The 23,969-nt window shown below is 60.8% G+C and carries 23 protein-coding genes; 1 reads left to right on the plus strand and 22 read right to left on the minus strand.

Translation table 11 applies throughout. The annotated features are described in order from the left end of the window. The first annotated feature begins 251 nt into the window (after window positions 1–251). Window positions 252–1,097, plus strand: coding sequence for a lytic transglycosylase domain-containing protein (locus C2U37_RS02505; RefSeq protein ID WP_104451762.1), 846 nt, complete (start codon window positions 252–254; stop codon window positions 1,095–1,097). A 566-nt stretch (window positions 1,098–1,663) separates the two neighbouring features. On the opposite strand, the gene C2U37_RS02510 is transcribed toward C2U37_RS02505, so the two are convergent. The 22 genes from C2U37_RS02510 to C2U37_RS02610 form a co-directional block, all read right to left on the minus strand. Then, window positions 1,664–1,948 (minus strand): DUF2845 domain-containing protein, encoded by a 285-nt coding sequence (locus tag C2U37_RS02510; RefSeq protein WP_158654933.1) that lies wholly within the window; start codon window positions 1,946–1,948, stop codon window positions 1,664–1,666. Between the two features lie 302 nt (window positions 1,949–2,250). After that, entirely contained in the window at window positions 2,251–2,760 is a 510-nt protein-coding gene (locus tag C2U37_RS02515) for a GspH/FimT family pseudopilin (RefSeq protein ID WP_104451763.1), read from the minus strand. Window positions 2,761–2,838: 78 nt separating this feature from the next. After that, window positions 2,839–3,063 carry a hypothetical protein gene (locus C2U37_RS02520; protein ID WP_103244353.1) on the minus strand — a complete coding sequence of 75 codons (225 nt, stop codon included), beginning with the start codon at window positions 3,061–3,063 and terminating at the stop codon, window positions 2,839–2,841. Further along, window positions 3,060–5,006 carry a hypothetical protein gene (locus C2U37_RS02525; protein ID WP_104451764.1) on the minus strand — a complete coding sequence of 649 codons (1,947 nt, stop codon included), beginning with the start codon at window positions 5,004–5,006 and terminating at the stop codon, window positions 3,060–3,062. Before C2U37_RS02525 ends, C2U37_RS02520 begins: the two co-directional genes overlap by 4 nt. A 27-nt stretch (window positions 5,007–5,033) precedes the next feature. Further along, window positions 5,034–5,438 (minus strand): hypothetical protein, encoded by a 405-nt coding sequence (locus tag C2U37_RS02530; RefSeq protein ID WP_104451765.1) that lies wholly within the window; start codon window positions 5,436–5,438, stop codon window positions 5,034–5,036. A 22-nt stretch (window positions 5,439–5,460) separates the two neighbouring features. Beyond that, the gene (locus C2U37_RS24975; protein ID WP_233768446.1) at window positions 5,461–5,907 is read right to left on the minus strand and encodes a hypothetical protein; all 447 of its coding nucleotides are present in this window, start codon (window positions 5,905–5,907) and stop codon (window positions 5,461–5,463) included. Between the two features lie 2 nt (window positions 5,908–5,909). Continuing rightward, window positions 5,910–7,115: a hypothetical protein gene (locus C2U37_RS02540; RefSeq protein ID WP_233768447.1), complete on the minus strand. Its 1,206-nt coding sequence runs from the start codon at window positions 7,113–7,115 to the stop codon at window positions 5,910–5,912. A 47-nt stretch (window positions 7,116–7,162) separates the two neighbouring features. Then, complete coding sequence (locus C2U37_RS02545) at window positions 7,163–10,780, minus strand: curculin (mannose-binding) lectin protein (protein ID WP_104451767.1); 3,618 nt, start codon at window positions 10,778–10,780, stop codon at window positions 7,163–7,165. Then, window positions 10,777–11,160, minus strand: a complete 384-nt coding sequence (locus tag C2U37_RS02550; protein ID WP_233768448.1) for a hypothetical protein — start codon at window positions 11,158–11,160, stop codon at window positions 10,777–10,779. The genes C2U37_RS02545 and C2U37_RS02550 overlap by 4 nt, the downstream gene beginning before the upstream one ends. Further along, window positions 11,160–14,735 carry a tape measure protein gene (locus C2U37_RS02555; RefSeq protein ID WP_104451769.1) on the minus strand — a complete coding sequence of 1,192 codons (3,576 nt, stop codon included), beginning with the start codon at window positions 14,733–14,735 and terminating at the stop codon, window positions 11,160–11,162. The genes C2U37_RS02550 and C2U37_RS02555 overlap by 1 nt, the downstream gene beginning before the upstream one ends. Before the next feature lie 68 nt (window positions 14,736–14,803). Then, on the minus strand, window positions 14,804–15,577 hold the full coding sequence (locus tag C2U37_RS02560) for an HNH endonuclease (protein WP_199770500.1): 774 nt from the start codon (window positions 15,575–15,577) through the stop codon (window positions 14,804–14,806). An 82-nt stretch (window positions 15,578–15,659) separates the two neighbouring features. Next, the gene (locus tag C2U37_RS02565) at window positions 15,660–16,409 is read right to left on the minus strand and encodes a hypothetical protein (RefSeq protein WP_104451771.1); all 750 of its coding nucleotides are present in this window, start codon (window positions 16,407–16,409) and stop codon (window positions 15,660–15,662) included. A 39-nt stretch (window positions 16,410–16,448) separates the two neighbouring features. Beyond that, entirely contained in the window at window positions 16,449–16,871 is a 423-nt protein-coding gene (locus C2U37_RS02570) for a hypothetical protein (RefSeq protein ID WP_104451772.1), read from the minus strand. Continuing rightward, window positions 16,868–17,425 carry a phage tail protein gene (locus C2U37_RS02575; RefSeq protein ID WP_104451773.1) on the minus strand — a complete coding sequence of 186 codons (558 nt, stop codon included), beginning with the start codon at window positions 17,423–17,425 and terminating at the stop codon, window positions 16,868–16,870. The genes C2U37_RS02570 and C2U37_RS02575 overlap by 4 nt, the downstream gene beginning before the upstream one ends. Then, window positions 17,425–17,964: a hypothetical protein gene (locus C2U37_RS02580; protein ID WP_104451774.1), complete on the minus strand. Its 540-nt coding sequence runs from the start codon at window positions 17,962–17,964 to the stop codon at window positions 17,425–17,427. The genes C2U37_RS02575 and C2U37_RS02580 overlap by 1 nt, the downstream gene beginning before the upstream one ends. Before the next feature lie 8 nt (window positions 17,965–17,972). After that, on the minus strand, window positions 17,973–18,284 hold the full coding sequence (locus C2U37_RS02585; RefSeq protein WP_042016765.1) for a head-tail connector protein: 312 nt from the start codon (window positions 18,282–18,284) through the stop codon (window positions 17,973–17,975). A 2-nt stretch (window positions 18,285–18,286) separates the two neighbouring features. Continuing rightward, window positions 18,287–18,460 carry a hypothetical protein gene (locus C2U37_RS24520; protein WP_154676067.1) on the minus strand — a complete coding sequence of 58 codons (174 nt, stop codon included), beginning with the start codon at window positions 18,458–18,460 and terminating at the stop codon, window positions 18,287–18,289. 66 nt (window positions 18,461–18,526) lie between these two features. After that, the gene (locus tag C2U37_RS02590; protein WP_104451775.1) at window positions 18,527–19,816 is read right to left on the minus strand and encodes a phage major capsid protein; all 1,290 of its coding nucleotides are present in this window, start codon (window positions 19,814–19,816) and stop codon (window positions 18,527–18,529) included. A 68-nt stretch (window positions 19,817–19,884) separates the two neighbouring features. Further along, window positions 19,885–20,820 (minus strand): S49 family peptidase, encoded by a 936-nt coding sequence (locus tag C2U37_RS02595; protein ID WP_104451776.1) that lies wholly within the window; start codon window positions 20,818–20,820, stop codon window positions 19,885–19,887. Beyond that, on the minus strand, window positions 20,808–22,061 hold the full coding sequence (locus C2U37_RS02600) for a phage portal protein (RefSeq protein WP_104451777.1): 1,254 nt from the start codon (window positions 22,059–22,061) through the stop codon (window positions 20,808–20,810). Before C2U37_RS02600 ends, C2U37_RS02595 begins: the two co-directional genes overlap by 13 nt. Next, window positions 22,061–22,249, minus strand: a complete 189-nt coding sequence (locus C2U37_RS02605; RefSeq protein WP_104451778.1) for a hypothetical protein — start codon at window positions 22,247–22,249, stop codon at window positions 22,061–22,063. The genes C2U37_RS02600 and C2U37_RS02605 overlap by 1 nt, the downstream gene beginning before the upstream one ends. Beyond that, the gene (locus C2U37_RS02610; RefSeq protein WP_104451779.1) at window positions 22,243–23,964 is read right to left on the minus strand and encodes a terminase large subunit; all 1,722 of its coding nucleotides are present in this window, start codon (window positions 23,962–23,964) and stop codon (window positions 22,243–22,245) included. The genes C2U37_RS02605 and C2U37_RS02610 overlap by 7 nt, the downstream gene beginning before the upstream one ends. Window positions 23,965–23,969 lie beyond the last annotated feature (5 nt).

The raw sequence follows: 23,969 nt of genomic DNA on the forward strand, positions 1-23,969 counted from the left end.
ATCGATGGCCTGGCTGACATCATGCAAATACAAGGCGTTAGAAAACAACTGTGTCAGCATATTGAACCTCAATTAACAAATCTGTCAAAGCAGTCACTGACCCGGGTGTCATACCGCCTCTCCCCTGCACCAAAAGTTCCATACCGTTTTCATCTCTGTTGCTCACCCACATAACCAGATGTTCCATCTGCTGGCTGGCGTCCCTCCCCGGATCGGGCCTATATGTTGCGGATACCAACGACGAGGTTTCCATGAAAAAACGACTCTGGGGCTGGGGACTCCTGATACTGCTGGCCACCACTTCCCACGCAGATCCCTTTCGTCAGGCCCCCAAGGCCATGAGCGCACTGCGCCAGGGTGCCGCCATGGAACAGGGAAACCCGCGGCAGGCCATCGCCCACTACTGCACCGCCGCCAACCTTGGCAACCCGGAAGCCTATTACCGCATCGGCCGCCTGCTGGCCCGCGGCCCCCAGGGGATCCGCAATGCCCGCAGCGCCAACGCCTACCTGGCCATGGCCATGCGCCTTGGCAACCAGCAGGCCGCCCGTTACTACAACGAGCGGGTCGGCAATGCCCCCCTGGGTACCTGCGGCATCGGAGGCGGTGGCGGTGGAGCTCCCTGGGTACGCCCCAGCACCCCCTTCGATCAGGAGCGCTACCTGGCCAGACAGTCACAGGCCAAGCAAAAGCTGGCCGTCATGATCCGCCTGGCCGCCCAGCGTCACAAAGTGGACCCCCAGCTCGCCCTGGCCATCGCCATCGCCGAATCCAATCTGAACAGCACCGCCGTCTCCCCCAAGCAGGCGCAGGGCGTCATGCAGCTCATTCCCGAAACCCAGGCCCGCTTCGGCGTGACCCGGCCGTTCGATGCCCAGCAGAACATCCGTGGCGCCATGATCTACCTGAAGTGGCTGGAGAAGCAGTTCGGTCCGGACTGGGTGAGGATCAGCGCCGCCTACAACGCCGGGGAACAGGCCGTGCTGCGCCACGGCGGTGTGCCGCCCTATCAGGAAACCCAGGAGTATGTGCAGCGGGTGCTCTACTACTCGGGGCAGGATCCTGACAAACCGGCCCGCCGCAACTCACCGCGCTGAGCTTGCCCGGTTGCCCCTCTTCCCTCGCGCTTGTCGGCCGTCCCGGCCTGCGGCGCCCGGCTTTGCCGCCCCTCTCCCATTGGTTTACAATCGACGGGTTTTTTGGAACCGGGTTGACGGCCCGTCGACCCGGCCCCACCACGACATCAGTTTGTTAATGCCAAGACATTAAACTGCTGAAAGGAAGAGAATTAGCCAATGGCTCAATTTATTTACACGATGAACCATTGAGGCAGAACGAAAGCTAGATAGAGCTACCAAGAGCCGCATAAAGCTGGCTAATTCATAATCTTAGGCTCACTCCCCATCAGCTAACCTCGGCTTTCCACAGCTCTTTTCGTGGCCCCATTTTGGCCCCAAACTCATCAGTTCTGTATTTTTTGGCCCCAGGATGGCCCCAATTTTTGAGGCCTTTTGCTGGAGATGATGGCTCCAATCACCAAGAGATACAGCACTGTTAGATCTGACAGTTGCCAAGATGGCAAGAGGGGGGAAGTGTGCCGTGAGTGAATGGCTCATTGATTTACCTGAGGCAGGAATGGCCACATTGCGTGGCCATTGTCACATCAGCGGGTGAGGTCTTCTATCTGGGTCACCTTGCCATTGATGATGGTCACGGCCTGAGGGATGTCACTTTCGCGGGCCTGATAGGTCCAACGTTCCCCAATCTTCGGGGCATCCAGAAGGCGTTCATCAATGATGTCCTCTTTCATCTGCGGTTGACCGCACTTCTTCTGCACGTTGAAAGATGAATCTCCCTCACTGATGAGCGCGTTCTTACAACGCATTGCTCCTGCATGAGATGTCAGTGGCACAAGAGCAATCACACACAACAGCATCCATTGTTTCATAGCCATTCCTTGTCAGAGGTGTATTGGTCAATTTCAGGCATCAATTGTAGTCCGACCTCAAAGACATGGACTCAAACTTCCATCTCAAATGTTGGTAGATCAGGGGCCCATCCTGCCATCTCACTACTTCGGTAAAACGCCTTCTGGCCGATGGCCACCCCTCCCCCCTCGCACGATCACCACGTCCCCGCCCGTGTAGCCCGCCACGAAAAATGAGAAATTCTTACGGGGAAAATGGCCATCGACTGGAACATGGTATTTATCATTCTCGGCGATGCAGATTACGCCGAGAATGAAAGATGCTATTGGCAGATGAATGCTTGAGTTTCTTGACGGGTTCGGCCACCTGGCGGCGTCACAAGATTGACCTGTGCATTACCTGAGATACAGAGGCTGATGACATGTTCATCTTCATCGTCGATATCCCGAGTACCATCCGGGCTGAAAGTGCTAGAGGTGATGCTGTTGGTTGCTGTCAGTGAGCTGGGGAAATCTGCACTTCTTACCAAAACCTGCTCTCCATTGTTCAGGACGTCATTTGCATTGTCGTCAATGAACACCAAGAAATGCGAGGGGTCTGCCGTTACGCAATTGTCGTTGGCATCAGCCAAACACGCAGTCACTACCGTCTGATTGTCAATTGCTTGGCTACGAGCGAATCTCATGATTTTCAGTATGTTACGGGACTCGAAATGCAGAGCGTTTCCGCTGAGCAAGCTGGATAAAGCCGGGGCCCCAATACCGAGTAAAATGACGCCCAAACTGACCGCTATCATCAGTTCAAGCAATGTGAATCCTTTCACATTCTTCATAGCGATATCCTCCTTGAACAAATAAAGCCTAACCACTGATTGCCATATCGCCAGAAAAAGCCAACGTTTGACAGGGGTTTAAACCTCGATTTCATAGGTTGGTAAATCAGGCGCGGGCCCAATGATGGCACCTCCCTGGTAAAACGCCTTCTGGCCGATGGCCACCCCTCCCCCACGCACGATCACCACGCCCCCGCCCGGGGTCTCCAGCGTGGTGCCAGTGCCCGTCGTTGCGGTGACGGTACCGACCAGCAGCGGGTCGGCACCGGGTATCAGCGCTTGGAACTGCTTGAACAGGTTCATACAAATCGCTCCACACTCAGTTGCTGGCGCACCGTCATGGCCTTGTTCTGCAGCTCAGCAGAAACCCTGACGCCCCGGTTGTATCCCTTCCAGCCATCCACCGCGAGCAACGCCCCGGGCAGGATGAGCCCCGTATCGGCAGACAATGGCAGCTGGATGGTCTGGGTGCGCTTCGGCAGGGTCTTGGCCAGCCCCACCACACCCTGGGCGCGGGCCGCCACCACATCGCACACCAGCGAGTGGGTGATGGCCAAAGCCTGCCGCTCCCCTGCAGTGCCTTGGCGCAGCACCCGCGCGTTGATGCCCTGATGGCCACCGCTGACATAGATGCCGTTCGCCGGCTGTCCCGGCTGGAAGTCGCTGCCCAGCGTCGTGATGATGGCGCGGGGGATGGCCACGTCTGCCAGCGCTCCATCGATCTGCCAGGGCACGGTCGGATAGCGCGGCTTGATGACCAGGTGCCGATCGCGCTGGTGCGGCAACACGAACCCACCCGCCGCCTCGGCCAGGTACTTGATCGCCTCGATGGGAGTCTGGCTATCGAGGCTGAAGAAGCCGCCAGGTACCAGCCAATCCGGCGCCTGCCAGTCCAGGGTCCAGCCGAACGGCAGCAGTGCCTCTGCGAGCTGGGCCATGGTCGCTGCACCGATCTCGCTCACAGCCTGGGGTAAGACATGAGTCGGTGACAAATAGGCCGTGCGAGAGCGCCCGGTGAGGGTCGCCGACTCACGGGCAAAGCTCTGGCTTGACTGCCAACCATCGCACACGCAATCCCACTGCTGGCCGTTGACGAAGATGCTTACCTCCTCCTCGTCCGTCATCTCGGCTGCCGCGATGCGGGGGATCTGGGCCGTGAACTGCCAGGCCCAGGAGTCGGTGTCGAGTTCGATGCTCAGCGAGGTGGCGGGAATGTCGAGCCCGTCCCTGACTCGCACTATCTGTGCTGTGTTGCTCACCAGGTAAACCCTCCGGGTTGGAATAACGATGTGGGCTTGCCCGAACCAGACAAACTCCAGGGAGGCATCCCCCCGGGGGCGGCCGAACGCCAGCTTGCGGCTGCGCTTGTCCGGGCGCTCCGGGGTGATGGGGGGCTTGGGGGGCGGCGTGATGCCCCAGGGGGGCTGTATCGCCTCATCCCACCCATCCCGCCAGCTTTTGCGAAGGGGCAGGCCCCACTGCCAGCGCTGGCCGGTCAGGGTGAACCCCAGCCCGATACCCTGGGCCCAGCCGCCCTGCCACTCCTTGTCCAGGCGCGGCAGGTCGCGATAACCGCTCACCTGCCAGCACCCCGCCCTGGTGGCCTCACGCCACAACGAGCGCGGGGTGACATCGCAGCGCGGCAGGCTGGTAAAGCCGGTGCCGTGGGTCGTGCCCAGTGCAGGGCCTTCTTCAAAGCGATCCTGCACCTGGTTATCGCAGCGCGGCATCTGAGCCGCGACACCTACCAGAGTGCTCTCCAGCGCCGTGCCCTCTTGCCAGGACTGCTGATGGTGCGCCTGGGCCACCCCGGGGCGCTCCCAGTGGCTGATGACGCTGGCCACTACATCCTGGGCTTGCTGCCATTGCCCCTGGCTGGTGTGGCTCGGCCCCCGAAACACGTTGATGTCATAGCCCGCCTCAATCTGGTAGAGCGCGGCCCGCGCCGTCACGGCCAACGTCGCATCGATCACCACGCTGGCGGTGATGTCCGTGACCGTGGCAGGGGCCGTGCTGGCCAGGGTAGCCGGATGGATGGGCGTGATCGTGACATCTGTCAGCGGTGCCTGCCCCTGCCCCTGCAAGACGGCAGGCAGCACCAGCCCGGGGGAGCTGGCGAAGGTGGGCGGCAGACAGGTGCCCTGCAGCACGGCCACATAGCGCACCACCATGGCCGGGTTCAGCTCCAGGGCAGCGGACGACTTGCGGGCCTTCTGCAGCGCCAGGCGGGCGTCGGTTCTGGCCATGCTGACCTCTTGGCTCACGCAGAGCAGTTAGGGTTCGGTGAAGGTGGCATTGTTGATGCGCACCAAGGCGCCCGCATACAGCTCGTTGGCCGGGATCTCGATGTCGGCGCCACTCTCCGGTAGCCCCACGTCGAGATCCGCCACAAAGTCGCCGTCCCGATTGGCGATGCGCCCCCAGGCCTGGACCCCGCTGGCGGTGACCATCTGTTCGGCCAGAGGCTTGAGGGTCAGCACCCCGCCCGTCACGCTCTGGGCGCAAGGGTGGGTGAACTGCAGCGTCACCAAGAGCACCTGGCTGGTGATGGCCGCCCCTGGGGCGGGGCGTCCACCGGTGTAGATCTTGAGGGTCGCGGGCCCCGCGCTGCCCTCGTCGATGGCGCTGGCCAGCAGCTGGGCGCGGCTGGTGCGCAGGGCATCTGCATACGTGAACATAGTACCTCCTGGTGCGGCCCTATCAGGCCAGGCCGACCCCCTCACCGGGGGCGTAAGGGGTGGGGAGCTGGAAATCAGCCGCCACGGCGTTGTAATCGGCCGGGCCGAACGCCGGATCGTCCTGGGCGACCAGCATGTAACGTTGGGCCAGCCAAAGACTGTCGAACCGATATTTGCCATCTCCTGCCCGGCTCATGGTCTCGGCGATCAGATCCCCCGACTGGGTGAAGCAGAGCACACGGCGAGCGACCCCTTCACCGTTGATGGTGACGGTGCTCTCGATGTAGCCCATGGCGCGGGAACGGCCTTCTGGCGTCACCATCATCAAGGCATCGTAAGCCCCCAGACCAGGTTGACAGGTCAGCGGCAGATGCCGAGTTTCAAGCAGGGGAAATGCCTCGGTCGGGGTTTCCTGATTGCCCCACACCAGCCCAGGACCGATAACGGCGAATGGATAGAGTGGGTCCATCGCTACCTCCAGGGGCCAGTGATGTCAAAGGCCACTAGCGTCGCAGCCAAAGATGAGAAGACGTTCGTGGCATACGTCGCCCTGATGAAGCGTACCGTGCGCACCCCCAAGAGCGGCAGATCGCTGAATGTTTTGCCATCGTAGGCCGTGATGTCGCCATAAGGATTGATTAAACCCGGCAAGGAACCGCGCATGGTGTCTCCTCCTTCCAACACCATTGTTGGCTCTTTGGCCAGATAAAACCCGTTGTCTGCTGGATTGGGAACCGCTAGACCGGCCCCCATTCGGGAGAATAGCCCGATAGTCTGCCAACTGATGGCTCCAAATAACTGGCTATGTGGGCGAGCAAGAATACGGTTGGCCGTTGCACCATGAGCGAGAAAATCCCCCATAACAAAGTTGTTTCCGTTACCGCTGGGGGCGGTGTTGCTGGTCCAAGAGATAGCGTTGGTGGCACCGATATTATTAATTATGCCAGCAAGCACAGCATGATAACGATCACCAGGTCGGACGGAATTGATATATCCGGCGGCCAGACAGGAACGGCCATTGCGGCTGGCATAGGCTGGCACAAAATAGAACAGTAGGTTGTCACCAAACAGATCCCAGCGACCATCGGAATACCGTTTGGTGGCTGGCCATGCTTGCATATTGATCAGCGTGAAGGTGGTCAGATCCTGCACGTCCTCAACCATGCTGACCTTGGCGAAGTAATAGTAATTGCTCGCATGTGTCCACCCACTGAACGCGCTGTTGTCAATGTGGTAGCAGACCGGGTACTGGTCCACCGACTCCGGGCTGCGGATGATCATGGTCTGTCCATCCGCACTTTCCGCCAACAGCGTCCAGCCCAGCCCCGGGATCTTGATGCTGATGGTCCCGGTGGCATTGCTGCCCGGGTTGCCCCCATCCAGCTCGAACCACACCTTGGTCGCATTCACCTGTTTGACCCGATGCTCACCATTGTAGGCGGCCGGGGTAGCGCCGCTGATGGCGATCACCGATTCAGGCAGGTAGCTGTGCCCGCTGTCGATGGTGGCCACTGCGCACCCCATGGCGGCATCCCATGCCAGGCTGCTGACCGTCAGGTTGCCAAACCCCGTGATCAAACACGCCTTGAGCAGAGCGGCCAAGGCGCCGGGAGCGGTATCCCCCAGACTCGGGGCCCCCTGCATTGCATTGCTGTACCATTTCACCGGAAACGCCATGATGATCTCCTATGGGGTGGGGCAGGTTGCCCCACCTGGTTGGTCCCTTATGGGGTGTTGATGTTGCCGCGCAGGGCCAGCTCGAACTTGTCGGTATCCTGTGACGCCACCGACTGCAACACGGTACGGATCGGCCAGAAGGGGGCGCCGGCTGCCTCGGTGGTGAAACGCAGCACGTTGCCACTAGCCCATCCTGCCCCCCAGCCCCTCGCGTCCAGCCGGAAATAGGGCTGGCCGTTGTTGGGGTTGATGGGGGCCAAGTCGGTGTTCACGTCCCCCACCGCGATCTGGCCCACATGCTCCCCAACCAGCACAAAGTTGGTGCTGGAGGTGAATATCACCGCCCAGCGCTCCTGCAGGGCGCCCCGGTTGGTGACCAGGAGCGGGTAAACCGTGTCGTTGTATTGCGCCGTGGACTGGTCGCCGATGAGGAAATCAGACCAGACATTGGTCCACGCCTTCTGATCGAACAGGTTGGTATACCTGGCCCACAGGTCGCCGATGATGAGGGCGCTGGAGACATAGGTATCTGCCGGGTCATAGGCATGGGACAGCGCCTTGGTCAGCAGCAGGCGGCCCGAGATCTCCACGTCGCTGACCAGGCTCATGTCCTCGATGCGATGCACGGCATAGAGGGGTTCGACATAGCCGGTCAGGTCTAATGGAGTGCCGAGCGTCACCACGCCGCTATCCAGGTTGACGCTGTAGAGGGTGGTCGCCAGCGCCTTGCCGTTCTTGTCCTCCACATGGGCATGCGCCAAGCGGGTGCGGCCGGTGCTGAGCTGCTGCCCGGCACTGACCCCCAGCGGGAACGCCGACTTGCGGGTGCTGTGAACCACCACCGTGGTCCCCTTGCGGATGAAGGGCACCCGGCCATCGGACGGCAGACGCACCGGATCCAGCCCGATGATGTCGGCATCGAGGGGCAGATAGCTGAACACCACACAGTTGAACAGGATGGTGTCGGCCACCACGCTGATGGGGCGCCAGATCTTGCCGTCCAGCCCCACCTGGTCAACGTCATACCAGGGCTGGCTCTCGTTGCCCGCAGCGGTGACGAACCGACCAAAGCGCACCGTCACCACCCCGGTCTGGTAGTTCACCCGGCCATCCATGTCGGTGGTGGTGAAATAGCCGTCCCCGTCCGCCGTGGCCTCGATGCGCCGCCCGCTCGCGGTGTTGGCGCTGATGTAGAGGCTACCCGGCGCCACCGGGGCCCCCGGGGTACGGAAGGTCACCTCATCCACCGACTGGGCGCTGAACGAGGTGGCCAGGGACTGCAGCGACGGCTGCGCCGTCTGCCCGGCCGCCCAGTCAGACAGCACCGCCAAGCCGTTCGAGTAGTCGATGGTGCCTGCCTGGATACCGGATCCCGTTTCCGGGTCCGGGTTGCGGTAGAGCAAGCCTTGGCGGTCTACATAGACCTCCCCCCCCAGGGTGAAGCGCAGCGACCCTTCCAGAATGGCCTCCGCAAACCCGGGGGTGACATCAATGCGCAGCGCCTGGGCGGTCAGGGTGGCGTTTTGCGCCAGGGCACTGTTGTTGTTGCGGTAGGTCACTTCGACCCAGCCCCCCTCGCCATCGGGGAAGGTGTACGCCGTGTTGTGGTACTCGATGCCGGTCATGGTCCAGCGCTGCACCGCCACCTGGTTGTTGCCCACCCATTTGGTGCCCACGGTCACCCAGGCATAGGTCGGCTTGGGCAAGGGGGCACTGCCATCCGGCATGAAATGCAGGGTGCCGGCGGCGTAGTTGATGGCCCCCAGGGTGTTGCCGCTGGCGTCCTTGAGGTTGCCCTGGCCGTCATCCAGTAGGGTGATCACCGGGTCGCGGGTCTGGATCACCAGCTCCTGATCGTCCACATCGAACTTGTGATAGAGCGCGTTGAATTTGACATGCACCGACCCGGGGGTCAGGTTGGTGGCCCCGCCGCCTGCGCCGTCCAGGGTGATGGAGAGGTGCCCCACCTGGCCGGGGGTACTCAGGCGCCCCGGTTCAACGTGGCGCTCGGTCACCGGCTCACCGTACTGGTACTGGGCGAGGTACTCCTGGCCCAGCGCCGGCAGGGTGATGTGATCGAGAATGATCACCCCCTCGGCATAGTTGATGGTGCCGGTGATGTCGCCGCGCAGGCGCCCATCCCCCACCGCATCGTTGGCCGTTTGGCCGCTGCCCCAGGTCAGGATCACGCTCTTGGGGGTGATCCCGGTGTGGGGCAGTTGCCATGCCGACTTGCTGATGCTGATGGGCTGGTTGCTGCGGTTGGTGTAGTTGACCGGGGTCGCCCAGCTGAACAGGATTGCGGTGTCCACGTCCGGCAGGGCCCCCAGGGTCAGCATGACCGACCCGGTGGCCAGGTTGACGATCCCGGTGCCGAACGAGCGATCCGCGCCGAACAGCTCGCCGCGCCCGTTGTCCTTCAAGTCGTACCATTTCCCCTGCGCCATAAACGACACCGTGAGGGTGCCCGGTGCCGGAGTCGGCAGCAGGGTGATGGTGTAGGCATAGCCCCGGTTGTTGGCCTTGATGTCGATCCTGGCCGTGTCAGCGATACGGGACGGGCGAGACGCTGGCCAGAAGCTGATGGTTTTGCTGGCGGCCCCGTAGTTCGGGCACTGGGCGTTGAACTCCAGCTGACCACGGCCATAGTCGATAGCACCCACCACGGACCCGGCCACAACCAGCTCGCCCCCCTTGTCGATGATGACGGCCGCACCGATGGTGATGGTCAGGGTGCCGGGTTTCACGCCCGTGCCGAGGAACAGGCCCCGGCTGGGGGCAATGCTGACCACGGTCGAAAAGCTGACCAGGCCCTTGCCCGAATCCACCAGGCTGGCCATTTCGCCAGCCGCTGTCAGATCCACCGCTGGGGTCTCGGTGCGGGCAGACGGCACGATCTGGGTAAAGATCGTCTTGGCCCGCACCTGCATGGCGCCCAGGTTCACCGCCTCCGCCAGCTTGGTGGTGGCGAAGTAGTTGGCGGCATCGGCCACCACGGTTTCCCGCAGGGCGGTTTTGACGTTGGTCACCACATCATAGGGGGTCGGCTGCTCCCCCTCGAAGGTGTAGCGCAACGGGTCAGCCAGCTTGCAGGTCACCACGTTGCGGGTGAACTCGGGCACTCCTGGCACCTGGAACTTGGCAAGCTGCTGGGTGACTTCCAGCACCCGCACATACTGCTCGAACTCCCCCGCCTTGCCCTCGTTGCCAACCAGCACCAGGGTCTCCCCCACTTCCGGCAGGCGCACTTCGACGCGCTGGAAGAAGCGGATCGCCCGCTGGCCTTCGAGCTGGGTGTCGTACAGGAATCCGCGCCACTTGGGACCACGGGCCAGATAGCGCTCCAGCACGTCGCGGGCATTGGCGCGGGTGTCGTGATGATCCCGGGTGTTGATGAGGCATAGCCCCACGTTCGGGTCAGCCGGGGGCACCTGCACGATGATATGGGCACCCCGATAGGTGTCCGTGTCATCCGTCTGCACCGCCAGAAACGCCTTGCGCATGCTGACCACCCCGTAAGTGCGGTCGAGATCGCTGATGTCCTGAAACAGGCCATTGTGCTCGCCGCTCACGATCTCCTGCCCGGTGATGCGGCCGCCGCCGTCCGTGGTGTCAGTCAACCGCTGACTGGCCATCAGTTTGATGTCGCCGGAATGAATGGTCATGGGGTTACCTCAAGAAGGCGAAGGGTGATTTCATAAGGGGTCTGGGCATCCGGATCCGCGATCCGGTAGAGTTGCTTTGCCTCCAGCCCACCGCTGTTTTCTCGACGCCATATGACGGTGAAGATGCGCCCGTTGAGGAAGAGCGGCATCCGAGTAGACGGGGCCGCAGCCAATGACTGCAATGCCAACACGGTCGAACGCCTTACCCATGCCTCACCATCAGAGCGAAGAGTGATGGGCCGTCCCTCGGATTGGACGGACTCTTCGACGATGATGGCCCCTGAAAGCGTTGGGGTTATGACCTGTCCAACAGGCTCCCACGCGAACTCATCTTCCCAGTCCAGGTCATCTGGCAATTCGATACCCGCTAATGTGATCATCAGCTTCTGAGTCCTTGCTGTTTCAACAGACGCAGCAACGCATCCAGGTTTTCCTCATCGGACTGGAGTTCTGCGCTGTGAGTGTCGGATTTGAGATAGATGGTGACCGTTTTATTACTGCCTGATGGCATCGGTGCACTCTGTTGTTGCGGCGGCGTGGTCCCTACAGTCGGCTGAGTCGTCGCTTTCTCCGCTTCCTTCTGCTGCGCCTTATTCAACTCCTTCTGGAGCTGGGCACGCATGGCCTCCATCTCCTTCTGAAATTTCTCTGCGTACCACTTGCTCCACTCGCTGTAGGCGGGGATGTCCCTGACTTTCTGGCTGTAGCGGGCCAGCTCGTCCTCCACTCCGGCCAGGGTGTTGGCCAGGGCATCGGCGTTGCCGCGGAGCTGGTTGATATCCACCGTTTTGTAGAAGAAGGAGCCAGCACCAACCGTGCGAGTCACATCCCCTCGCCCCGCCCCCGACAAGGCAGAGCTGCCACCACTCGTACTGCTGATGGCGTCTTCAACATCGGCTTTGGTCTTTTTGGCCTCTTCTTGCACCCCTTTGAGGTTTTCCCTCATGGTGTCGGTGGCCTTCTTCGACTTATCCGCCGCGGTGTTGAAGCCATCACCAATCTCTGCTGCTTTCGCTTTGGTCTGGCGGATATGATCATCCAGATAGGTAAGCCCGCGTCCTTGCTCCTGTGCAGAGACCTTTCCCGCCTGCCCTACCGATAACCAGACCTTTCTCAGCTCCTCCAGCTCTTGCACCGTGTCTGCCTTGTTGACGGCCGCCTTCATGGCGGCGGCAATGTCTTGCGAGGTGGCATTCACATCGGTAGCAACAGCGCGGAAGGTGTCGATGGTCTGGCGGCCTACGGCATCAATACCGGTATGGAGCGCTTGATAATCCACGCCCAGGCGGCGCAGCTTTTCTGACAGCACCGACTCGGTGATCTGGGCCGTGCTGATGGCACCATTCTTCATGGTGTCAAAAGCCGCCATTGACTGGACCTTCAATACCTCGAGATCCTGTAGGCTCATGTCCTGCAGACTCTTGCGCAGCCCCGCATCAATCTCGGTCTGGGTGACCTTGCCCTGCTCACGCAGCGACTCGAGCGCCAGGGTAATGTTCTGCAGAGAGGTGGGATCCCCCAATTGCAGCCCCTTGAACATCTCGCTGATCCCGGTAGCCGTTTCCTTCCCTTTTGCCTTGAGCAAGTCAAAGTCGGCCACCAGCTTCAGCACGGCTGGCCGAGTCTTGGCGTCAATGGTCTGGCCAGCCATGTCGGCGCCAGCCGCCAGATCGAGAAATCCCTGTCGCATGCTGGCCAGTGCAGCATCGGCCTGATACTGCATGGACTCTGCCTTGAGCCCGGAGGCTTCAAGCGCCTTTTGCACCTGCAACTGGCCCGTCAGGTACTCGCGATGGCCTTTGAGCCGCTGCTCGTAGGCTGCCCGCTCGACGGCAGAGAGGTTGGCGACCTCCTGTGCAGTGAGGATCTGCACATTCTTGAACTCGTCAAACTGCGCCATGGTGGTCATGCCCTGGCGCTGCAGTTGGGCGAAGAAGGCGCGAGACTGCTCGGCCACTCGCTGCTCAACCTCCCCAGCCTCGCCCATCTTGGCCGCCCAGACACCGGCGTCTTCGGCCAGCTTGGCCAACCCTTTTCCCCCCTCGTAGACAAGAACAGAGAGGCCAGCCGCAACTGCCCCATTACCCAGGGTAAGCGCCCCCAGCACCCCATTGAGCTTGACCGCTTTCTTGCTCGTCTTGTCGAGCTCTTTGCCGGCCTCTGCTGCCGGCTGTACCACCCCTGTTTTCATCGCCTGCCCGAAGCCGAGCAGCTGGGTACTCCACTGGATCACCTTCATGGTGCCCCAGACCTTCACCACCAGCCCGATCCCATCTCTCATCTCGACAAGGGTTTCGGTGATCCCACGAATGGCGATGGCACCAGATCTCATGCCATCGGACACACCTTGTGCCCAGGTTGCCAAACTGCCGTCTGCCGCTGCGGCTTTGATCTGGGCAGTGACCTCTGCCAGCTCGGATTTGATGAAGGCAAAAATCCCCGCATCGGCCACGGCCAGTTCGACCTGGTTGAGCTGCTCGAGAAAGTTCGACCATATTCCACTGAAGGTCTGCGCCATCTCCTCCGACGCACCGGCCGCATCCTCGCCCATCGCCTTGATCAGCAGTTCGATCTCGTTTCGACCCAGCTTGCCTGCCGTGGCCATGGCGATGATCTCGTCAGTGGTCTTGCCCATGGCTTTCGACAGCAGTTTGGCCGCTGCCACCGAGCGCTCATTGAGCTGGTTCATCTCCTCCGCTTGCAGCTTGCCTTTCACATAGGCTTGCCCGAGAGCGGTGATGACCCCTTCCAGATCCTGATAGGTGCCGGCCGTCTTGGCGGTGTAGTTGGCCGTGGCCTGCAGCACCCCGTTATAGGGGTCCAATCCGAAGTTCTTGGCCTTGATAAAGGCGGTGGTGATCTCGTTGAGTTGGAACGGGGTCTTCTCGTTGAACTCCCGCAACCAGGCCAGTGCCTTTTCACCGCCGGCGGCACTCCCTTCCACGCTCTTGAGCGAGACGCCCAGGCGCTCAATCTCATCCGCTGTTCTGACCATCCCGGTAGTGCGGGCAGCCAGTTGATCAAAACTGAGAAAGGCTGCTGCAACGCCGGTGATCTTGCCCGCCAGAGCTGCCCATCCTTGCTCGCCACTCTGAACCGCTTCATGCAGCTGTTCGGTGTTCTGCTCCGCCTGCTTGGCTTTCTTGCTGTATGCCTCCATCCCGGCGGCATTTGAGCGCAATTGCCCTGCCTGTCCAGCAAGCTGGCTCTTCAGGTATGCCACCTGGGCCCCGGCCTGTTGGCTGGCCGTTTCAATCCGCTTCTGCTCGCTGGCCAGCTTGCGGGTGTCGACCCCAGCCTCGGTCAGGGCGCGGCGCAGCCCATTGAGCGTGGTGTTCTGCCGCTGATACTGGCTATCGAGGGACTGCACTTCCCGGCGAGCAGAGTTGAACTCCCGGGCTTGCTGCCGCAGCGCCTTCTCGCTGGCATCCAGCCCGTTCTTGAGGGCATTGGTTTGCCCCGCGCTCTCTTTGTACTGGTCCCCCAGTAGGCGAACCTGATCCCGTGCATCCTTGAGCGCCTGGCGCTGTTCCTTGGTGACGCTGGTCGCCTCGCTGTTGGCCTGGCGCAGCAGGTCCACCTTGGCCTTGGCTTCCGCATGAGCGCTCGCCAGCCGCTCGGTCTCCTGCCGATTGGCACTGTAGGCAGCATTGGACGCCGTCAGCTCCTTCTTGGCATCTGCTAGTGCCTTGCCCATGCCGGTAGCACGGGTGCGGGCAGCCTCGAGCCCCTCCCCCAGATCGGCGGTGCTGCGCTTGAGGTTGGCAAACTGGGTCAGGGTCGCGTTTTGCTCACCGAGGCGCTGCAGCTCATCCCCCAGGGAGCCGACCTGCTCGCTGCTCGATTCGGTCTCACCACCCAGGGTATCCACCTCGGCGATGAGCTTGCTGATCTCGGCCAGCCCCTCAACGGCGGCGCGGATCCGCAGCTGGATATCGGTGTCATTGCTGGCCATGGGGATTCCTTAGAAATGAAAAAACCCGCCGAAGCGGGTATGTTTTTAAAATAAATTAATAGCCCTTTCTATCTACCTAACTTTTGAGACAGTATTTTCTTGAATTCTATAGCTAACATTTCCTTACCCTCACCATAATGGGCCTCTCTATGGTGCGTTGGACATAATGCAATAACATTCCTTGTGGTATCTTCACCATTATCACAAAGTGGAACGATATGATGACTTTCAAGATAGATGGCGCCACTAGCTGTTCTAAAACTACCTAACCCGCAATATTCACATTTTCCCGCAGCTCGATTCAATGCATTAGTTCGAACTTCAGCTTTCCGCTCATATACATGACCATTGACTTCATATCTCTTTGATAAAGACGTGTTCTCTTCAAATTGGTCAGCAAAACTACAACGAGGCCCCCGAATGATACGGCAGGCTCCAGTCAAATCATCATACTCTCCAACATGCCATGCCACACTATCAAGCAGTCTGCACTTCGAGTCACTAATCACCATAACCTGCAATTCTAGGTTATTTAAGAAGGCATATTGAATCCATTTATCTACGTTGTTAGCCCTGGATTTCCAAGTTGGTTTTTCATTAATCCAATCTGCTCTGTAGTTTTCAGCAAGATAAATACCATCGTCATCTCGCAATGATTCCCACCAAATGGTCAGCAAGATTTTATCACCATCATTAAATATCCACTCATAGCAGTAAGATGGATTCTGGGACGGGTGTTTACCGTCGTAATCTCGCCAACCAGATGTATCAATACCAGCTTTCTCAACCATTGAAATTACAGTTGCCCGTTTTTTGGGATTCAAGGTGTCTAGAAGTTTCACTGACTACTCTCCACATATGGGAATATAGTCATTCTTACATTTTTCAATGAGCCCATACATGGTATGAGCTCATTTTTTAGCTTTAGTTCAAAATCTCCATCCGATACGGCTCGGACTTGCCGGGCTGGGTGACCAGGGAGCCTTCCAGCTCCCCTTCCATAAACTCGCCACTCATCAGCGCCAGTGCGCCCTGGGCGGCCAGCATGGCCTGGTCGATGGTGACGCGCACCCGCTGGCCGGGGTTGGCCAGGTTCTCGCCGTCGATCAGGAAGTAGCGCGGCTTGAGGGTCTCGGTGGTGCCGGTGTAGGTGGTGCCGGTCACGGCCGCCTTGGTGTAGCTCACCTTGCAAGCGACAGCCGCCGTGTCGTTCAGCGCCATCACCATGTTGCCATTCACCTTGTAATCGGTGTCGAGCACCAGCGTGGTGCTGCCGCTGGCGAGTTTCACGACGATGGTACCGGGCTTGATGTAGGCGTTGCCCAACTCGACCCATCCCTCTTTACTGAGGGTCACCGGTTCATCCACCACCGGATCCTCGGCCTGGGTGAAGGCCACCTGCTTGCCGGCGATAGCATCGGCCAGCAGCTGCTTGGTCATGGAGTCCCACTTCAGTGAGATCTTGGCCGGGTCTTTCGGCAGTTGGACCGAGTCCAGCGCTTGCCCGAAGGTGCTGCGCTTCTTGGAGATACGCGACTTCTCCTCGGTGGTCGGCGGGGTGACGGTGATCTCGTTGACGTTGATGGGGCCAATCAGGGGCCCTTTCACGCTATTGGTGATTTCGGCGATGTAGACATCACCGGCCAGCAGCAGGCCTTTGTCGGTAAATGACATGCTTGGATGCTCCTATGGTATCCAGATGGTGGAGCCAACCTAGAGGCTGGCGGTGTAGGTGAGGCTGAATTGGATGGAGGTCAGCAAGGTGTCGCTGCCGATTTCTTCGGGTTCCAGATTGATGGTGCCAACCGAGATAGTGAGCAGCGTCGTGCCCGGCAGGGGGATCCCCGCAGTCGAGGGCACCAGCGCCGCCAGCACCTCTGACAGCAACTGGTCACGCCCTGCCCGCCCGTCACTCGCCGGTTGGTAGAGGTCCACCTGGATGTTGCGGGTACGCTTCCACTCCCGCCCCCGACGCTCCGGTTTGATCTCGGTCAGCTCCCGAAAATGGGCCAGCGGCAGCGGGGTATGCTGGTCGATCTGCGGGTCGCAGTCACACACCCTGTCTTCTGGCGACAGTGAAGGCACGCTGCGCAATTTGGCCAGCAGCGCATCGATGATGACGGTCGCTTCGGTCATGTCACTCTCCTGGTGAAGGTGCTGGCAAGGTTGGCTTGCAGCTCATCGAGGAACTGCTCGGTGATGATGTCGTTCCACCAACCCCGCAGGCCCACACCGCCCGCCATCACCAGTCGCGGCTTGCCGGCTTTCGCATAACGGATCATCGGTCGACGTTTCTTGCCGTAGGGGTTGATAAAGCCGTAGACCTGCACGCGCTTGCCGCCCCGCAGCACCCAGACGCTGGCCCGGGTGCCGGTGCCGTCGGTGCGCTGACTGGCAAATTTGACTCGGCTGAACGGGATCTTCTTCAGGTCCAGGCTGATGGTGGCAACGTCGTTGCTGGCGTTCGCCTTGTCGAGCCGGATCCGCGCCCTGACCGAGGCAGTATTGAATCCATCGGCGGCAATGCGGTTGACCATGTCACTCCGGGTGGCGGTGGCCACGTCATTGACTGCGGCCACCAGCTGCTTGCGGATCGTGGCAGGGAGCGCCTTGAATGCATCGACGCTCTCGCTCAGGCCGGTGACGTTGATCGCCCTGGCCCTGCGCTTTCGGCTTAGCCCGCCCGGCATCAGACCACCATCACTCGGAGCGTGGTGCCGTTGTCACTGCCCTCAATCAGCCCATCGATACGATGTTGCCTGCCACGCAAGGTGATCTGGTCACCCTGGCGTGCAAAGGGGGGGACGAGCTCAGGCAGGATCAGGTCTATCTGGTGTCGCGGCTCGCTACGGGCCCCCACCATCACGTTCTCAGCCGCCAAGAAGGCGGTGACCGGGTATGGCTCCCCATGCTTCGGGGTGTAGGTGGCTGGCTCGCCGGAGAGTTTGCGGGCCGAGATCTGCAAGGCGCCAGGCTCGCTGGCGGTGTCTTCGATCAAGTACCAGCAGGCATTTCCCTTCAGCAACTGCCCGGGCAGGATATCGCCCCGAGCCCGCACCGTGATCAAGGTCGAACCGGTTGCATAGATACTGGCCTGTGCCTCGCGCCCTGCCGCCTTCGGGTCAATGATCTTCGCCCACAGTTTGCCAAGCAGCGGCCATTCTGGGGGCGTGCCGGTTGCGGCGCCAAAGCGCGTCAGCCGGGTGTCGAGTTCGCCACTTTTAAGCATGCGTCCCCCTAGCCCACCACGATGTCACGGTAGGGGTGGATCAGCGAGTCATACGCCAGCGGCAGAGTCGTGGCAATGGTGCCCGTCACCACGGCCTCCCGGTTGGTGTACCAATGACCGATCAGTAGCAAGGCCGCCAGCTTGAGCGCAGGAGTGAGGGGCTGTCCCTCCTCCCCTGCAGCCACCAGCGGCTTGTTGATGTCGGACTGGATGTGGCTGATCGCCGCTTCAATCAAACCGGTCAGAAGCGCATCTTCGTCGGTCATCTCCGGTTCGATTCGGCACTGAGCCTTGGCTTCAACCACGGTGATCAGCAACATGTTTACTCCTCACCCTCGGCTGCGGTGTAGGCCTCAGCCACGCCACCGTCGATCAAGGCCTGCGCCTTGGCTGCGTCAAATCCGGTGATGTCGCCGGGGCTGTAGTTCTTGAAGGGGCGGATCACCTTGATAAGCATTACGGTGGGTTCGCTCCCCGCCTTGTCTGGTTTGGCCATGATGGCTCTCCTGAACGGTCTTGATAGGGAAATGGAAGGGGCCGCGAAGCAGCCCCATGGCAGGGTTTACCAGGTAACGGCAGTCCCCAGCACCAGCCCCTCTACGTGACGGAAGCCCACGTCGTGGTTACCGACCAGACGGATCAGGGACTGGTTGCGGGCAAAGGAGCTGACCAGCTCGCCGGCAGCATCCACATAGGTGGCTTCGCGGCTGAAGTCGATGGTCATGTTGTCCTGCTCGCCGATCACCACGTCGTTCCAGTCGGCGAAGTAGATCTCGGTCTGGTTGGTACCCGCGCCGAGGTTCACCGGGATGGTGTTGGTATGGGCAACCGGGTAGCCCTTCAGCAGGCCTTGGGCCATTTCCGGATAGACCTTATTACCGTTGCCATCGCGCAGGCCAAACAGCTTCATCCAGGAGCGCGGGCTCATGCCCCAACCCGGGTTGATCATCATGGAGTCGGAGCTCATCAGTTTCAGGATGAGCAAGTCGAGGTAAGCATCGATGGTGTCCAGATCCGCCGTGCCGGTCCAGGCAACAGTACGGCCCGCGTCGGTGGCCACTTTCTTGAAGCCGATCGGAGTATTGTTGCTGCCGTCATCGCGCAGGAACGCCTTGTCTTCACGACCGCCCATGGCCGCGAGCATGTCACCCAGCACCAGCTGTTCGACGTTGTACCCGGCACGCCCGATCAGCTGGTTGCTAATCGGCACCAGGGTGATCATGGTCTTGGCGGCCAGCTTCACGTCATCGAAGCTGCCACCGGTAGCCTTGGCATCAACTCCTTCCCCCACGTAGCTGGAGGTGGCCCCACCGGACATGCGCGGCATGCTCAGATTGCCGTTGGGCAGCGGCACCGGCCGGGCCCCGAGTTTGCGAACGATGGTGCGGGGGCGCAGCAACTCGATCACCTCGGAGTGCAGGTTCTCAGGGATGAGAGCACCGCCGGAACCAGCCGCGGTGCTGATAGCCATGGCAATCCCGGCATCACCGATCTCGTTGGCGGCAAACTGCTCTGCCAGCTTCATGTCCCCCTCACCTGCAGCAACGGCCATGGCGAGACGAGCCATACCAGCGCCGGGGTACTGCTTCAGCTCCTGCTTCACATGAACGGCAGGCGAGCCAATCATTGATACAGAGGCCGTGACTGGCACTGCCTGCTGAGCTGCCAGCCGCTCTGCAGTTTCCAGACGGGTGATCTGGGCACTGATTTCCGCGACTTTGCTCTCGAGTGAAGTGAACTCGGCCAACTGCTCAGCACTCAGAGTCCCGCCCTGCTTTTCGATATCAGCCAGGGCGGTGATCTGGGCGACGATTTCGCCACGCTCGCGGCGGAGGGTTTCGATAGTTTTCATCGAGTGGTTTCCTTTGGGTATAAAAAAAGCCCCTGATGGGGCTTATTGGGATGGGCTCCGCCGCAGGGCTAGAGCTGGTTCTGCAATTCGATGGCCCTGGCCCGCAGGCCGATGGTCTGTTGGGGTTTGCCCTGGCTGGCCAAGCTGGCGGCGAGGGCGTTGAGGTAGTCTTGGGGATTGGCCAGTTCGTCTGCCAGGCCATTGGCCACGGCTTCACTGCCGCTGAAGAGGGCAGCCTCGGTGGCCTTCACTTCCTCTACCGGCAGGTCGCGATAGCGGGCGACGGAGCTAACGAATAGCTCGTAGGCCTTATCCATCCGGTGATCGATGGCGGCCATCGCACCCTCGGAAAGGGGCTCGTGCGGGGTGCCGTCTTTCTTGCGCTCGCCGCGGTAGAAGGTGGTGAAGGTGAGACCCACTTCCTGCTCCCACTTGCTCACCTCCATGTGCTCCATGATGACGCCCACCGAGCCGCAACCGCCGGTCTCGCTCACCACCACCCTGGTGCAAGCAGCAGCGACGAAGTAGGCGGCCGAGTAGGCGGCGAAATTGACCAGGGCGGTAATCGGTTTGACGCTGCGCTTGGAAAAGATGTATTCCGCCAGCTCCTTGCAGCCCACCGCCATGCCGCCGCCAGAGTTGATGTCGAGCACGATCTCCTTGACCCGTTCGTCAGCCAGCGCGGTGGCGATCTGCATCCTCACCCACTCGTAGCTGGTCAGCTCGGTGCAGGTGGCATCAATGTGACCACGCCGCGCCATCAGGATGCCGTGCACTGGGATCACCGCCAGACCACCGATGCGGTTCTTGAACTCACCTCTGGCCTCCAGCGGCGCAGGCTCGAACCCGTCCGGCAACTCGTCGGCGGCCATGATGTCTCGCTGGTTGCCCAGCATCCGTGGCAGCAGCAGGCTCTTCACCCCGGCCAGAACTTCCTGGGTGGCATAGAGGGGTTGGCCAAACGCCATGCTGGCCAGATGGGGGTAATTGATCAGCTTCGGCATAGGATGGCCTCGATCTCGTTGAGTTGTTCGGCGCTGGCTTTGGTGATGCCTGGCGGGAGGGAGCCAGTGCTCACCATGTTTAGCGGAGTCAGGTAGATATCTCCACCTGCTACCGGCGGCAGGTTCTCCAGCCGGCGGATATCGTTGACGCTGAGCCAGCCCCATTGACGGCCGAGGGCATAGGCCTCGTAGCGGGACTTCTGATCTGCCCGTAGCAACCCGGAGACGTTGAACTCGATGTAGAGGTTCTTTCGCTCCGCTGGCAACAGCAGGTCGCGCATCATGGCGCCTTCGATCCGCTTGACCCATGCCAGCAGGGTGTAAATGACAAACTGCAGCCCCTGGTGCTCGATGTTGTTGTTCGTCGCCCGCTCCAGCTCGCCGACCATGTGCGGCGGTACCTTGTAGAGCCGGCAGATCTCGTTGGCGCCATACTTGCGGGACTCCAGCAGCTGCGCCTGCTCGTTGTTCATGGCGAGCTGTTTGTACTGCATCCCCTCCTGCAGTAATGCGACCGAAAAGGCGTTGCGCAGTCCGGAATGGCGCTCTACAAACTTGCCGAGGAACGCATCCACCTTGGCCTGTGAGTCGAACTTGGCGCCATCCTTCGGGCTCTCGATGACTCCGGAGAGCGTGGTGCCGTTAGCAAACACCCGTCCCGCATGCTCATCCACCGCCATCGCAAGTCCGATGGTGTCCGGGTTGGTCTGGATTGGTGACAATCCCAGGTAGCCGTCAAGACTGAACGCCTTGACGTGGTGCACCATCCGCATCGGCAGGATCTGGTTGCTGCCATCCAACAACTGGTAGTAGGGCAACCCATCCGGCCCCTTAAGCACAGCTACCTTGTCCGGGTTGATGGGAATGAGTTCGGTGATGAAACCCCGCCCATCCCGGTCGATCAGGCTGTAGCTGTTACCCCGCAGGCCCAGGTGGCCCATGCGTTGTTCGTTGTACTCAAACGCCGTGTCTTTCTGGTTCGGCTGGTTGTGGATCAGGTCGTAAAGAGGGTGGTCGGTGGCACGCAGCCGCTTGTCATCGTCACGGCGGTAGAGCTCGCAAGGGAGCTGGGCCACCGACTCCGCCAGCAGGGTGACACAGGCACGCACGACGCCTTGTGCCAAGGCAGTCTCCGGCGTCACCAGCACCCCAGCCTTGGTCGTCTTACCGGCCATGCTGCTGATCCACTGACTGAAGTTGCCGCCCTTGCGCCCGCTGCCGAACATCATTGGCAGGAACATCAGCTATCCCCCTTGTTGCGTTTGGCAAACTCGGTGGCCGCCACTGCCCGGCTCATCAGAAATGACCAGGCGAGGCAGAGCAGGCCACCGACCACCCAGCCAAGGGGCTGTGAGTAGAGACTGGCGCCATAGGCCAGTGCCGCAGCCCCCAGCAGGCCCACGATGAAAATTGAAAGTTGTGTCAGCATAAAACGTCCGAGGTTTCGTAGATGGAGCGCTCATCTTCACGGCCCGGCACCATGGCCCGACCGATGGCCATCATCAGCGCGACCGCACCGTCTATCTTCTGATCCGCGCTCTCCTTGACCGGGCGCACCATGTCATCGTTACCGGGCAGATGCTTGCCGATCACGTTGCCAATGCACCAGGTCATCAAGCTGTTGCCGTCGTGGTGGAAGCGGCCTGCCGTGATGGCCGCCTCCAGCTCCTTCATGGCGCCGGACATGTTCTGATAGTTCTGGGTGATGGTGATGGGGGTCATCCCTTCGTCCGCCAATGAATGCGAGAGAGCGATGGCGCCCGCCGGGTCGAGGGGTGTTTCCAGCACCTTGTTGTCGAGGTTGGCCTCTTTGGCCTCCTCGAAGATCTCGCGATAGTCGATCTCCGCGCCATCGGTGGTACTGAGTTCACCCAGATTGACCCACTTCTGGTATCGCTCCGCCAGACGCCGGTTGTCGTTATCGAACACGGTATCTTCCGGCACCCAGAATCGGGGGGCCACGGAGTAGTAGTGGCGCTTGCCGTCGATATCGCGCCAGAACAGGCGGGCCATGGAGTTCATGTCGAGCTTGCGTGCCAGGTCGAAGCCGAGAATGCACTCGTCACCGGCGAACTGCTCCAGGGTGAGGCTCTTGTCCTCGCAGGCCGCCCAGCGCTGCATGTTGTAGAACGCCGTCTTGGCCGAGACCCAGACGTTGAGGTGTTTGGTCTTGAAGATGTTGGCAAAGCGGGCCGACTTTATTGCCTTGGCCTGCTGCGCCAGCAGGTGATCTGAGTAGACCGAGATCCCCATATTGGGGTTGGCCTTGGCCAGCACCGCAGGATCTGCCCAGTCATCACCTTCGTCGATGGTGTAGATGATCCCGAACAGCTCATCGTCCGGCACTGTGCCGGCCAGCATCTCGATGACCTCCCGCCGCTTGTCGTAACAGGGCCCGTCGATGTTGTAGCCCGCGGTAGTGATGATCCACATCAGGGGCTGCTTGCGGGCCCCCATACCGGTGATCATGGTGGTATAGAGGTCGTCGCTGTCGTGCTCGTGGTATTCGTCCACGATGGCGCAGGATGGTGACTGGCCGTCACCAGGGTTGCCGATCAGCGGCTCGAAACGGGCGCCGTCAGCCGGGATGTTCATGTTGCTGGCGTTGACCTCGATGCCGTAATGATCGAGCAGCGCCGGGGTACGCTTGGCCATCAGGCGGGCCGGGCGGAATACCTCCCACGCCTGTTTCTCTGTCGTGGCGCCGGAGTAAACCTCGGCGCCAAATTCGTTATCCGCCGCGAAGCAGTAGAGGCCAACCGGGGCGGAGAGCGCCGACTTGCCGTTCTTGCGGGGGATCTCGTTGTAAACCTCGCGAAAGCGCCGCAGGCCGCTTCCTTTGCGCACCCATCCGAACACGCAGCAGAGGATGAACAGCTGCCACGGCTCAAGGTTCAGGGTCTGGCGCTTGAAGGCCCACTCCCCCTTGGTGTGGGGCATGAGCTGGACGAACTTGGCGGCCCGCTCGGCTTTGTCCTTGTCGAAACGGTAGCGAAACTTGGCCGACTTCTCCTTGGCCAGATCATCGAGATGACGCTGGCATGCCTGGATCACATAGCGGCAGGCAGGGATCTTGCCGCGCACTATGTCGCGGGCGTAGCCATTGGCCACGTTGACGTAGGGATAGATTTTGCGTGCGGCCATGGTCC

The sequence above is a fragment of the Aeromonas sp. ASNIH1 genome, from assembly GCF_002934285.1.
Classification (GTDB): domain Bacteria; phylum Pseudomonadota; class Gammaproteobacteria; order Enterobacterales; family Aeromonadaceae; genus Aeromonas; species Aeromonas caviae.